At 33.8% G+C, this 13,297-nt stretch carries 8 protein-coding genes; 3 read left to right on the top strand and 5 right to left on the bottom strand.

The genetic code is table 11. The features are described from left to right. Positions 1 to 73: 73 nt before the first annotated feature. On the top strand, positions 74 to 3,697 hold the full coding sequence (locus tag OOL01_RS08245) for an ankyrin repeat domain-containing protein (RefSeq protein ID WP_264686797.1): 3,624 nt from the start codon (positions 74 to 76) through the stop codon (positions 3,695 to 3,697). Between the two features lie 294 nt (positions 3,698 to 3,991). Continuing rightward, positions 3,992 to 5,737: a type I secretion system permease/ATPase gene (locus tag OOL01_RS08240; protein WP_015588031.1), complete on the top strand. Its 1,746-nt coding sequence runs from the start codon at positions 3,992 to 3,994 to the stop codon at positions 5,735 to 5,737. Between the two features lie 93 nt (positions 5,738 to 5,830). Here the strand turns inward: OOL01_RS08240 and OOL01_RS08235 are convergent, their stop codons facing one another. From OOL01_RS08235 to OOL01_RS08225, 3 genes are all read right to left on the bottom strand, one after another. Further along, on the bottom strand, positions 5,831 to 6,592 hold the full coding sequence (locus OOL01_RS08235; RefSeq protein WP_264686796.1) for a hypothetical protein: 762 nt from the start codon (positions 6,590 to 6,592) through the stop codon (positions 5,831 to 5,833). 57 nt (positions 6,593 to 6,649) lie between these two features. Continuing rightward, positions 6,650 to 7,912 (bottom strand): pyruvate dehydrogenase complex dihydrolipoamide acetyltransferase, encoded by a 1,263-nt coding sequence (locus tag OOL01_RS08230; protein WP_264686795.1) that lies wholly within the window; start codon positions 7,910 to 7,912, stop codon positions 6,650 to 6,652. Positions 7,913 to 8,196: 284 nt separating this feature from the next. Next, positions 8,197 to 8,691, bottom strand: a complete 495-nt coding sequence (locus tag OOL01_RS08225) for a WBM0748 family T4SS-associated protein (RefSeq protein WP_264686794.1) — start codon at positions 8,689 to 8,691, stop codon at positions 8,197 to 8,199. Between the two features lie 224 nt (positions 8,692 to 8,915). On the opposite strand from OOL01_RS08225, the gene OOL01_RS08220 reads away from it, so the two are divergent. Continuing rightward, complete coding sequence (locus OOL01_RS08220; RefSeq protein WP_264686793.1) at positions 8,916 to 9,797, top strand: hypothetical protein; 882 nt, start codon at positions 8,916 to 8,918, stop codon at positions 9,795 to 9,797. Between the two features lie 124 nt (positions 9,798 to 9,921). Here OOL01_RS08220 and ftsH read toward each other — a convergent pair whose 3' ends face one another. Beyond that, entirely contained in the window at positions 9,922 to 11,751 is a 1,830-nt protein-coding gene (gene ftsH, locus OOL01_RS08215; protein ID WP_010406977.1) for an ATP-dependent zinc metalloprotease FtsH, read from the bottom strand. A 218-nt stretch (positions 11,752 to 11,969) separates the two neighbouring features. Continuing rightward, complete coding sequence (tilS, locus tag OOL01_RS08205) at positions 11,970 to 13,262, bottom strand: tRNA lysidine(34) synthetase TilS (protein WP_264686792.1); 1,293 nt, start codon at positions 13,260 to 13,262, stop codon at positions 11,970 to 11,972. Positions 13,263 to 13,297 lie beyond the last annotated feature (35 nt).

Genomic DNA, 13,297 nt, shown 5'->3' with positions numbered 1-13,297 from the left:
GTAGGCTTAAAAATTACAGTGGTATCTACTAAAGCCTTATTCACTACCGGCATTATTATTTATGAGGTACAGTATGTTCAAAAATAAATTTGACACAGTTACTAATGTTTTCAAAGCTAAATCTAGTACAAGCGCAAAGACACTCAGGTCGGGTTTATTTGTTTCGGTAAACGTTGGTATGGCCAAAGCAATTAGTAATATAGACCTCTCTTCATTACAAGGCAATTCAGAAGATAAAGTCAATAAGCAAGACCTAATAATCATATATGATTATATTAACAAAGTAACTCAAGAAGAAAACTATAATATATGTACTAATAATCTTGATTATATAAAAAGCAGGATTTTAGAAGAAAATATAAGTGATTCATTAGCTGAAAAATTTTGTCAAGATGGATGGAATATAATAAGTAATGATGGTTCTTCGCTATTAACAGTGGCTATTGAAAGAATTAGGGAAAGACAACAAAAGAAAAATAGGGATTGTGATATTAAAATGGCTGTATCTCTAATTCTTGGTATGAAGAAAGAATTGATTACAAAACTGGAGAATTTTGCAGATAGTAATGATAAAACACTTCTACATTATTTAGCTGAGTTGGGTAAAGAAGATATTTTACGTTTTGTGATAGAAAATTCTAATTTTGACATTGAAGAAGCATTAAGGAATAAAGATAGAGATGGCAAAACACCACTACACTATGCGGCTAAATCTGGTAATAAAGAATGCTTGAAAATTCTCATAGAAAATGAAGCAGATTTTAGTTGCACTACCAATAATAAAACTGAGTTACACTATGCTGCCAGAAGCGGAAGTCCTAACCTCCTAGAATATTTAAAAGAAATATTGACAGCAAAAGGAATTTTTGATAAGGAGAAAATTAAAACAGATAAATATGGAAATAACGCATTACACTATGCTGTGCAATCTGGAAATGCTGAGTGCATAAAATTCTTCATTGATAATCAAGTACAATTTTTAAAAAATAAATATAATGAGAATCCTTTTCATAAGATTGCAGGTAACTCAGAAACTCAAGAAAATGCCATAAATTTTCTTATAAAGCATCTAGAATTTTTAGGTAGACCAAACAGTAAAATTGATCAAGAAAATGTAGATGGTAACACCCCATTGCATATAGCTGCAAAACATGGAAATAAACAGCTAATAGAATTGTTTATTAAATCAGGTGCAAAAATTGTTCAGAATAAACAAGGTAACACCCCCTTACATATTGCTATTATACATGGTAATACATATTGTATAGAGCTATTTTATGAAAATATAGGAAATAGCATACTTCAATCCAAAGGTGAGTATGGAAGAGATCTTGTACATTTAGCTGCAATGTACGGGAAGTATGATTGTCTAACATTTTTACTCAATAAATTTCCTGATTACGATTTAAGTACAGAAACACGCAAAGGAAATATGGCCCTACACTTAGCTCTATCGAGTAATACAGAAACAGAACTAAGAAAAAAATGTGTGAGTCTATTAATAGACAGAAGCATGCAAGTAAATAAGAGTAATAATGAAGGAAACACCCCTTTACATTTTGCTGCCCAACTTGATTTATCGTTTTTAAGCATGATAGAAAAAAAGTTGGAAGAGAAGAAATTTGACGTTTATCAAGAGGTTTTGCGTGAGAATAGCAACGGTGACACCGTCTTTCATATGGCAGCACGTGTTGGTAATAAATCATGCCTTGAGCACCTTTTTAAAAAAGAGAGAGTGGGAGAAATATTAAGTAAGAAAAATAAGGATGGACAAACTTTACTACACTTATCTATCCTCAGTGGAAGAGTAGAATGCGTTAAGTATTTGGTAAAAAAAAGCCCAAAGGGTATTTTTTTAGAACAAGATACACAAAAAAAGTTGTTATTTGCAGCTATTTTGAGCGGCAATAAGGAATGTCTTGAATTTGTGTCAAAAGAACTTGTAGGTAAAAAGGTGGCTGCTAACATCAAAGTGTTATATGATGAAAATGACAATACACCGTTACACATGGCTGCTCTTGCCGACGACATAGGATTCTCTCAGTATGTTATTGAAAGTATTGCTAAGTCAATTATTAGGAACACAGTACCACTTTTTAACACAAACAGTCAAGGGCTTATACCTCTACATTTAACTGCCATGAGCCTTAATGCTGAGTTAATAGAATATTTTATGACAGATAATCATTACCCCTATAATAAGAAAATGTTAAATGTTGTATCTAAATCTGGAAGAACAGCATTACACTATCTTGTAATGAGTGATAATGATTTTGAAAAAACTATAAATGAGGATTTTAAGCAAGGTCAATTTTTGAAAAAGTTGGTTTTAGAAAAGCGTAAACAAAATGAGCGCTTAAGGGAAAAAGCTATTAAAGCCTTATTCTACCTAACAATCAGCACCGGAGAGAAAACTGTAAATAAGAAGATAAATTTTGATATAAAGGATAATGCAAAAAAAACAGCTTTAGATTATGCTTTTAAACATGGCGACACAAATATCTTGAGGTTATTTTTAGATTTCTTTTATGAAATAAGGGAAAACAAAAAAAGGAAATATGATAGACTTAATATGGAAGATCAAGAAAGAAGCAAAAAGCTTCTAGACTACTATAATCTGGCCATGTCAATATCAAGTGTGATTATTTCTGTTTGCGTTAAGTATAATAATGCAGAACCTGAAAAGGAAGAAATTCTTACCTGGATTTCCATTGCATTTTCTTCGATATCATTTTTACTTATCTTATACAACTTAGTGATTGGCCTTCAAAAAGAACCTGTTAAACGTAAGATAGAAAACTATACTGAAAAAATGAACAGAATTGAAGAGGTTACAGGAAAGTTAGCTAAGACAAAAGTAGGGGATCATGATTTGGAGGAATACAACTCAATATTGGAACTATTAATAAAGAATGCAGAAGATATTTCACGATTGGAAAATGAACTTTACAAGTTTACGCATGAAACTAGATTAGAGAGTAAAGACAAACTCAATATTTCTCCTCAGAAAATGAGTAGGGGTGGTAGTGCAGTACCATGTTCGAATAATTCTTTAGAAGGTAGAAAAAGTTCACCTGTTTTGAATGATTTAACAGCAAAACTTAGTCTGTTTTCAAGACGCAACAGTAGAGTACAAAATACAATGGACAAGTTAGATAATCCATCATGTGTAATTACTATAAATGAGCATCCAGAAATTAAACCAAAAGCTCCGAAAAACAAATTCAAGAATGTTGCAACCAAGCTAAAAATAGGCAATATCTTTAGTAAGAAAAAAGAAGATCTTATTGCTTCATCAAGCTTATCAGAAGGTGCTAATCAAGAGAATATTACAAAAATGAATGAAGAAAACTGTGGGTTGATAAAACGATTTGGTGATACCAATGGGTATTCAACATTTTCGACTCCTTTTAATCCAAGCGGTTCAACCTCAAGAGAAGAGTGTGGTAACAATCATAGTGCAGCGCGTCATGTGAGTTATGGTAGTGCAAATAATTCTGTGAGTGATAAGGAAGTTAGTAAATCTCCATCTCTAATACTTTCTAACTTTGAGGAGGGGATTACTGTTGACTGTTTTAAATTCGAAAGATATAGACCAAGGTTATATTCAAGTCCATCTTGTGTGAGAAAAAGAGCAATTACAGCTAGATCATTGGAATATGTAATACTTCCTGATCATATAGAAAGAGGAAAATAGATGCAGATTGTAATCACTGACTCTGATAGCATCAACTTTCAGAGGAGTGATAGTAAGCATTATAGTAAACTGTCATTGAGTAGTAGATAAGGAAAACATAGAACAATTGGCAAGGCTATCGTATAAGATTATAGTAGAGAAGGAATTAGATAGTCTTGCTATAAAAAAGTTTATGTTTTCCTATTCGCATATGTTAACATTTTATTATATTAACGATAGGGTAAGGCAATAGCTGTTAATACTTTTGAAATAAAAGTTATATATGGTGCATATAGTTAAGTTAAAAGGAAGATTGTGGAAATTACTCCATCAATAAAAAAAGAATTAAAGCAAAGTATACTATACACTTGTCTAGAGAAATGCAAGAGTGCGTTTTGGTTCATTTTCTGGTTTAGTTCAGGGATTAATGCGTTGATGTTATTTTTGCCACTCTATACTTCTCAGGTACTTGATCGAGTGATATCGAGCGAGAGTGTATCAACATTAGTTATGCTGACGATTATTACTTTATCTGCGTTTGCATGTTCTGCAATGCTTGAAACTTGTCGATATTTAGCCATGGCAAAAATTGGCGACTGGATTGATAAAACTGCAACACCAGACCTAATAGTAAGGTCAATTAGGCTAACATCAGTACAAAGCTCAACTTCAAGTGGTGAAGCAATACGAGATCTTGGAGTAATAAAAAATTTCATTACAGGAAATGGTATATTTTCACTGTTCGATACTCCATGGTCGCTAATTTACCTTGTTGTGATCTTTATGATACATACCTCTACAGGGTTTATAGCTATTGCCGGGATCATTATATTAGTTTCAATGGCAGTATGGAATGAACTTGCCACTAAGCGTATATTGCGAGAAACCAATGAAGAAACTATACGCAATATTAATGCTATAGATGTTGCAACAAGAAACGCAGAGGTGGTTGAAGCTATGGGCATGTCAGAATTTATAGTTTCTGATTGGTGTAAACGGAATGATCAAAATCGTGCAATGCAAGTTACAGCGCAGAATCGTTCTAATGTGATTACTGGGATTACTAAGTTTTTACGCTCGACTCTCCAAATTTCAGTAATTGGAACAGGCGCATTACTTGCAATTACAGCTCACAAAACTGCCGGTAGTATCATTGCTGCCTCGATTTTGATGGGTAGAGTATTGGCTCCATTTGATGCAGCAGTTCATACTTGGAAATTTTTAAATCAAGCCAGAATGTCATATGAGAGGCTACAAAGACTTATACTAACATCCCCAAAAAGAGAGCAAACTATGGCTCTACCAGAGCCTGAAGGGAAGTTGGAATTTGATAGGGTATTTTTTACTCCTTATGGGAGCAATAAGCCAACAGTAAAAGGAATCTCATTTGTAATAGAACCAGGGGATGTTGTTGGTGTTATTGGTGCAAGTGCTTCTGGTAAGTCGACCATTGCAAAACTAACCGTTGGTGTTTGGAAACCCATATCAGGTGTAGTCAGACTAGATGGCGCTGATGTATATACTTGGAATCGAGAGAACTTTGGTAATTATGTTGGTTACTTACCTCAAGATATTGAGTTATTTAACACGAGCGTTAAAGCTAATATTGCCCGCATGAGACCAGATCCAAATCCTGAAGAAATAATCAAAGCAGCAAAAATTGCAGGAATACATGAATTAATACTGAGCTTACCAAATGGGTATGATACAACAATAGGAGGACCTGGAGGAGTAATACTCTCTGGTGGCCAAAAACAGCTTCTTGGACTTGCAAGGGCTTTCTATGGTAATACTAAGCTTTTAGTGCTTGATGAACCGAATGCTAACTTAGACAGTAATGGAGAGGCGCGCTTGATTAATGCAATCAATGTTGCAAGAGAGCAAAATACTACCACTGTTATCATCACTCATAAGCTACAGCTACTATCTGTAGTCAATACAGTGATCGTCATGTCAGATGGGGTTATTTATGCTATGGGACCAAAAGATGAGATTTTGAGTAGATTAGTTGCTCCATCACCAGATGCTACAGAAGATAAACGTTCTTCAGCAAGTGGTTAAGAAAGAGAGAAGTTGTCACACTTCTCTTATAGAGTACTATATGCACAGTTTATAAAATCTTAAGCAATTGTTATTCGAAAAATCCAATAATGATTAGCCACGGAACCTATTTGCTAATTCTCTCACATTAACCTTAGACATTTCTGATGTAGGCTCTTGTGTATATGAGACATCAGATTTAACGCCTTTTTTGTCATGACCTTTAGTAATAGAACATACTACAGTATCAGCCTTTACATGCTTAACACTTGGATCTGATTGAAACCCATGCTTTCTTTCCATTTGTGCTTCAAGTTTACTGCTATCATGTGTAACCCTACACCTTTCTAGATTACGGTCACGTTTGTCAGGAGCTACATATCCATCTATATCACTACATAAGAACGGGCGCACTTTGAACCTGTCTGAACTAACACCATTTTCAACACTTGCAGAATTATGAGCTTTTCTATTATTGCGCATTTTATCTACAGCTTCCTTTATTTTTTCTTTTGATGGTTTTGGCAGCAGTGCTGGCTTATATGCACGTGCTGGTAGTTCTGGAAATGAGTCCTCCTGAAACAGCAAATGACTTTGGTTTCTCTTACTATCTGATTCTTCAATATTCTTTATTGGTGTCTTGAAAGAGTTTTCATTTTTCTTTCTTAGATCTAACTCATTTAATCCGCTTCCAACATTATTTTTTCTTGTTGTAGTGTGAATAACACCTGGAAGTTTCACTTCATACTTAAATTTTTTACCAATGGTATCTATTGACTCATTAGATGAGGAATCTATTTGAAACCTATCGTTTGAAAATTTTGATTTTGTAGCATCAAAAGATATACTACGTTTTTCTATCTTTTTATCAGTCATATTTTACCTCTAAACCTATTAACTAACAAAAGTATAAACTAAGAGGTATTAATTTTATTATAATAATAAAGGCTCAAGAAGCATCACCGTAGGGTTTTCTATATAGTACTTAAAGGCATTTAAAAATTTTGCTCCGAGTGCTCCATCAACTGCTCTGTGGTCAACAGAGAGAGTAACTGTCATTACCTCTGCTATCTCTATTTTTTCACTTATGACAACTGGTTGTTTTTTAGATGCGCCGACAGCCATAATGCAAGACTGTGGTGGATTGATTATAGCACTGAAAGTTTTTATACCAAACATGCCTAAATTAGAAATGGTAAACCCTCCTCCTTGAAATTCTTCAGGCCTTAATTTTCCAGATCGTGCTCTATTTACTAAATCTTTCACTTCTTTTGATATAGATAAAACACTTTTTTCATCAGCATTTTTTACTATAGGAGTAATAAGTCCATCCTCAAGCGCTACAGCAATTGAGATATCTATATTTGAATATTTTACTATCTTAGTATCTATCCACGATGAGTTTATGTCAGGAAATTTTTTCATGCTGAAAGCCACAGCTTTTATAATTAAGTCATTAATTGTTACTTTATTGTTCTCATTTGCTGAATTAACCTCATTTTTGAGCGATATTAGCTTATCAACGTGGCAGTCTACAGTTAAATAAAAGTGTGGAATATTTTGCTTAGATTCAACTAGGCGCTGCGCTATCACTTGGCGCATATTACTTACTTCAACTGTTGTATTTTCCTCAAATCTCTCATAGCTTTTAGTTTGATCTAAAAATTCTAATACATCAGCTTTGATGATACGACCATATGGACCTGTACCTTTTAATCGCTTTATATCAACACCTTCATTTTGAGCTATTTTTTTAGCTAAGGGACTTACTTTTATTCTATTTTCTGTTGCTCTATCCTCTTTTTTAGATCCCAGTGTCACGCACTGGGATGACATTGAAGAGCTAGATGAAATCGAAGGGTTGGATGATACTGAAAAATCGGCTTCAACCTCCTTCTCAACCTTGGTATTGATGGCAGAAGCTAAATCAAGTGCGCTTTTATCTTCCCCTTCCTCTAACATTAGAGCTATCAGTTGATTTACAGGCACACCACTTGTTCCTTCCGACACTAAAATTTTTGCTAAAACTCCTTCATCGACAGATTCAAACTCCATTATGGCTTTATCAGTCTCAATTTCAGCGATTACATCACCTATTTCAACTTTATCTTGTTCTTTTTTACACCACTTTACAATTTTCCCTCCAGTTTGACTCATTGTTGGGGAAAGAGCGGGCATCAATATTTCTATAGGCATTTATTCTGCATTAAAAGATCTATTTAATTTTTAATTTACTCTTTACCCTATGTCAATCTAATCGTAAATCATGATACTTATATCATCCTAGTACGTGATGCTGGAATCTTGGTTGACTACTGTTATCCTACTATTTCTATTGCTTAGTCCTAGACAGAGTACAAATAGTAAGATCATCATGAAAATAGACGAATCTGTTATAATGGAAATAGAAAAATGTAGTGCTTACTATCCTCTCACAAACATATAGCTTGGGTACAGAAAAAATTTATATGAGGAGCTGGTTAAATTGATAAAAGATCAGAATTAATAGTAGTTTCCGAATCTTCTGTAGCAGGTTCTTCATGTGAAGCAGAGGACAGGCTAACTTCTTTATCCTCTGTTCTCTGTATAGAACTACCACAAAAACTCCTTAACATCTCTTCAGCAGATGAATTTAAAATCTGTATAATAGACTCTTCACTTTGTTCTTTCAGCGATTGATCCATCTTAGAAATCAACTCGGAAAATTCACTACCTTCTTTTCTAGCTTCACTTTCTATCTTATTTTTTATGCTTTCTATATTACTTTGGTTAATTTCTTCTTTCGTTATGTTAAATGAATTAGCAATACCTTGATACTTAATCTCACAATCGCCACAGCCAACTATGCAAAGAGCAATAGAATCGGATATTTCACCTGCAGCCGAATTATGGATAGTGTAAGCTAAGCAATTGTCATGATATTTAATGCCAAGCTGTTGCTCTATCAATTCAGAAATTTCATTTTTTAAAGACATAAAGTACCTCCTTCTTACATTACTGTACCTTCTGATTAAAGTACAACAGCTGCTCCTAAATAGCAATCCATATATGGTTTACTTTAATAAATTATTAAAGTAAGAAGCTTTTACATCCTAAAACATAACTGAGATAAGCCAATGTAAAAAAATTTTTAAACGAGAATTATTGTATATATATTACTTATTTGGTAAAATTATTTTGGCAAAATAGCATATAAAAGTTGAGGCTAATTACGAATATTAAAGAACGAAAGGATTTACAACAGGAGTTATTAGGAATTGTTTTCAATATACTCATAGAAAGTGAAGATAGCGCCATAGAAGCTATGGAAACAAGAGCAGTAGAGATAATTAAAAAACTAAAGGAACACATTAATGATTATATAGAGTATGGTGGTCAAAAAAAGCCAATTTTAGATTGGGTTATTGTTTGTGATTCTCAGAATAATGTCAGACTAAATAACAAGTCGCTATTAAAATTTGAGAAGGCAATTAAGGATATTGGAGGAAGAGCACCGCTAAATGAAATAAAAAGTACAATAAGGTTATTAGTAGAACAAGCACAGCTAAATCATGTTAGAATTAGAGGTGAGAGAGAAGTACCACTAAACCTCTTTGAGGAAAACATAATAATGAGAGAGCGAAGAAGGGCAAGAGAACAACAAATGCGGCCAAATTTTATTAGAGAAAGAGAAGCGTCATTGAATCTCTTTGGAAACAGGGATGAAAATGTAATAATGAGAGGACAAATGAGGTCACGCTATATTAGGCGTATTAGACGTGAAAGAGAAGTACCACTTAGTTCAAAAATAGGAGAATTAATTGGTGTAGTTTCATCCATAATTGTAGGTGCTTTCATTGGTATAATGGTTGGTATGGTCATTGCTGGTTTATGTATTGAGCTTTGTGTAATCACCACTGCAGAACCGATTCTTCTCATCATGGGTGCTACTGCTGTTATAGGAGCTATTGTAGCAGGAACTGCTCCTGTATTAAAGCTAATAGAGATGTTTAAAGGTCAAGAACCTAATCTTTCTCCTAGTAGCGGTCTGGAAAGCTCTAATACTGAACATACTTATTTAAATAGGCAAAGAGTTATTTAGAAAAAAATTGGAAGAATGTTCAAAAAAGTCCATTTATAAAATACATCGGCTTAACTATGATCTTATAACTTAAGCTAATTAATTAAAAATTTTTGTTTTAGCGGTTAAATAAAGCCAGATCTTATTAGAGAGAGGATCTTCTTATCTCTTCTTTACCTTCATTTTCATTTCTAACAATTTTTTTTCCACTTAATATGTCTCTTATTTCATCTCCTGTTAAAGTTTCAAACTCCAGTAGATTTTCAGCAATGAGCTCCAAGTCTTTCCTACGCTTGGTTAAAATGTCTTTTGCTTTTTCATAGCAAGAAAATACGACTTTCTTTACTTCCTCATCTATAAGTCTTAACGTATCTTCAGAAATTGTCTCAGAATCATGTGTGATTTGTTCGCGATTATGATAGATCGGACCTATTTTGTCGCTCATTCCCCATTTTGTCACCATAGAACGTGATAAATCTGATGCTAGTTTTATATCTGAAGATGCACCGCTTGTGACTTTATCATAGCCAAAAATTAGCTCTTCTGCCACACGTCCACCCATTGCAACAGTTATATCTGCTAGCATCTTTTCTCTTGTGAGGGACACTCTATCTGTTTCTGGTAGTCTCATAACTAAACCGAGTGCTCTACCACGTGGAATAATTGTTGCTTTGTGTATAGGATCAGAAGCAGGCATATTAACTGAAACTACTGCATGACCAGCTTCATGGTAAGCAGTAAGCTTTTTTTCTTCTTCTGTAATGACTAAGGACCTTCTTTCCATGCCCATCATCACTTTATCACGTGCATACTCAAAATCATCCATGGTAACAATTTTCTTATTTCTTCTTGCAGCAATAAGCGCAGACTCATTCACTAAATTTGCTAGATCAGCCCCTGAAAAACCTGGCGTTCCCCTCGCAACTGTTTTTACGTTTACATCTGGTGCTATCGATATTTTCTTTATATGCGTATTTAATATTCTCTCACGTCCATTTATATCAGGTAAAGAAATAGTAATCTGTCGGTCAAAACGACCAGGTCTAAGTAGTGCTGGATCTAGGACGTCTGGACGGTTAGTTGCAGCAATTATTATCACACCTTCATTAGACTCGAAACCATCCATCTCAACCAGTAACTGGTTTAATGTTTGTTCCCTTTCGTCGTTACCGCCACCAAGACCGATGCCGCGATGCCTACCTACTGCATCTATTTCGTCTATGAAAATTATACAAGGAGCATTTTTCTTACCTTGATCAAACATATCCCGGACACGGCTTGCACCAACACCGACAAACATTTCAACGAAATCAGATCCAGAAATACTAAAAAACGGTACATTAGCTTCACCTGCAATTGCACGAGCAAGTAGAGTTTTACCAGTTCCAGGGGAACCAATTAAAAGGCATCCTTTTGGTATCTTCCCACCTAACACTTGAAATTTTTGCCTTTGTTTAAGAAAATCAACAATTTCAACCAACTCTTCTTTTGCTTCATCAATCCCAGCAACATCATCAAATGTCACTTTTTTTCCAGTAGTCATAAGCCTAGCTTTTGATTTGCCAAAGCTTATAGTTCTATTACCTCCTGCTTGCGTTTGTTTAAAAAGGAAAAGTAATAAACCGATAAAGATAAGGGTCGGAACCCATTGAATAAGTAATCCACCAATTATACCTATTGCAGAGTCTCCAATTGAAAAGGAGAACTTCACTTTCCTATCATGCAAACTTTTTATTAAGTCACTATATATAACACCACTTGAGTTAAAGGCTGACCCATCCCTAAACTTCCCTTCGATACTTTGGTTTCTTATTGTAATATTTTCTATATCATTATCTTCTAGTCTAGTTAAAAATTCTGAAAAAGGTATGGTTGTTTTACTCTTACCTATACTTCCGCTAAATTGAATATAAGCAACTGAAATAAGAACAATAATCACTAACCAGATCAATAAGCCTTCTAAAAATTTTTTCATTTACATTTCTAATTAAACACTAATCAAGCTTACCAAATTTTGTTTTATCGTGCTATTAATAATGCATCGAATCTTATCATCACCGTATTTCTCCGTTATAATTTACATCAGGATAAGCAACCACCTTTCCATTTTTTTCACTGTTGGAAAAGAGTAGTAAACTTTAGAAAAATAATTACAAATTTAAAAAATCTTGCCCCACTCATTGTAATCCTTAATTAAATATCAGTTAACTTTAGCAAATTTTCCTTTATTATACTAGAAATAAAATATTTAATCTCATCATCACTAGTGCTCTTACTATTATGTTTCATACATGGATAAGCAAGCATCTTTCCATCTTTTTGTACTGTAGGCAAAGAATAGTAAACTTCAGAGCAATAATCATAATTTTTTAGAAATTCAGGGATTTTTTGTGTTTTTTTTAGCGGAGCAATAGTTACTGAACACTCCTGATCTCCAAATATTGTGCAGCTAAACCTGTTATCCCATTCAATAGAACCATTTAATGGTAAGTGTACAGTAATTTCCTGTATATTTGACGATTCTCTCATTATCAAAATACTTTCTCCATATTTTCTTATTTTGCATCCATAGAGTGTGCAATTAACATCACTATTTTGTTGCAATATTCTATTAAATATTGCGATAAGGCTACGGCACCTTGGTTTATAGTGCTTGTTGACAATTGCCATTATAGAATAAAGAAGAAGCCTTAAAGCTATTTCCTCTGGCAGTTTATAAAGTTCATCTAGTTTAATTTCAATATAACCAAGATCATGAATATTAACGCAGTCATTAAGTGCAAGGCGTGTGTAGTGCATCAACGCTTTTGCAGCTCTTTTCATATGAAGGGCTGTGAGGCATATTCGCTCTGTTAAAATCTCTTGATTGTCACTTGCTTTCAGTAAGTTACGGTATAAAGTTCGTCTGTATTTTAAGTCATAATTGCTTCTATCTTCGATCCATTTTAACCGGTGAAGATTAGCGTACTTTTCTATTTCACTACGACTAAAATTTAACAACGGCCTAAATATATAAATACCATTTAAGAAAGATTTGTAATCCATTGATGATAATCCATCTACTCCACTACCTCGCTCCAATCTTAATAAGAACGTTTCTGCTTGATCATCTTTGTGATGAGCAACGAGCAAACATTTAACATTATTGTTTTTACACCACTCTGCTAGTAACTTATATCGTGCTTTTCGTGCCTGTAACTGAATATTACCTTTAATATTTTGCTTCTCCCAATTTAATATGAACGATTCCTTTGCTCCAAGTTCTTTTGCATAACTTATAACAAAATCAGCTTCTTTTTGAGACTCTGAACGTAACCCATGATTTACTGTTAATGCTATAGGAAGTAAAAGCTTGTTTTTTTTTGCCCAGTTAGTCATTAAATGCAGTAAGACTATACTATCTACACCACCTGATACTGCAACTGCGATTTGGTTATGGAAAGCAAAACTATTAGCTATATTTTGAAATAATAACTCTAATTTCATTATGTTTCTTGATGGCCAGATAGTCTCTACGTCAT

The sequence above is a fragment of the Wolbachia endosymbiont (group B) of Rhopobota naevana genome, assembly GCF_947250615.1.
Lineage (GTDB): Bacteria > Pseudomonadota > Alphaproteobacteria > Rickettsiales > Anaplasmataceae > Wolbachia.
Note: the sequence above shows the minus strand (reverse complement) of the source record. Positions and strands in the feature narration are given on the sequence as shown.

Excerpts from the sequence above, each read along its gene's own strand:
- OOL01_RS08230 (WP_264686795.1), bottom strand. The coding sequence starts at position 7,912 with ATGCCTATAGAAATATTGATGCCCGCTCTTTCCCCAACAATGAGTCAA.
- tilS (WP_264686792.1), bottom strand. The coding sequence starts at position 13,262 with ATGAAATTAGAGTTATTATTTCAAAATATAGCTAATAGTTTTGCTTTC.
- OOL01_RS08245 (WP_264686797.1), top strand. The coding sequence starts at position 74 with ATGTTCAAAAATAAATTTGACACAGTTACTAATGTTTTCAAAGCTAAA.
- OOL01_RS08225 (WP_264686794.1), bottom strand. The coding sequence starts at position 8,691 with ATGTCTTTAAAAAATGAAATTTCTGAATTGATAGAGCAACAGCTTGGC.
- OOL01_RS08235 (WP_264686796.1), bottom strand. The coding sequence starts at position 6,592 with ATGACTGATAAAAAGATAGAAAAACGTAGTATATCTTTTGATGCTACA.
- ftsH (WP_010406977.1), bottom strand. The coding sequence starts at position 11,751 with ATGAAAAAATTTTTAGAAGGCTTATTGATCTGGTTAGTGATTATTGTT.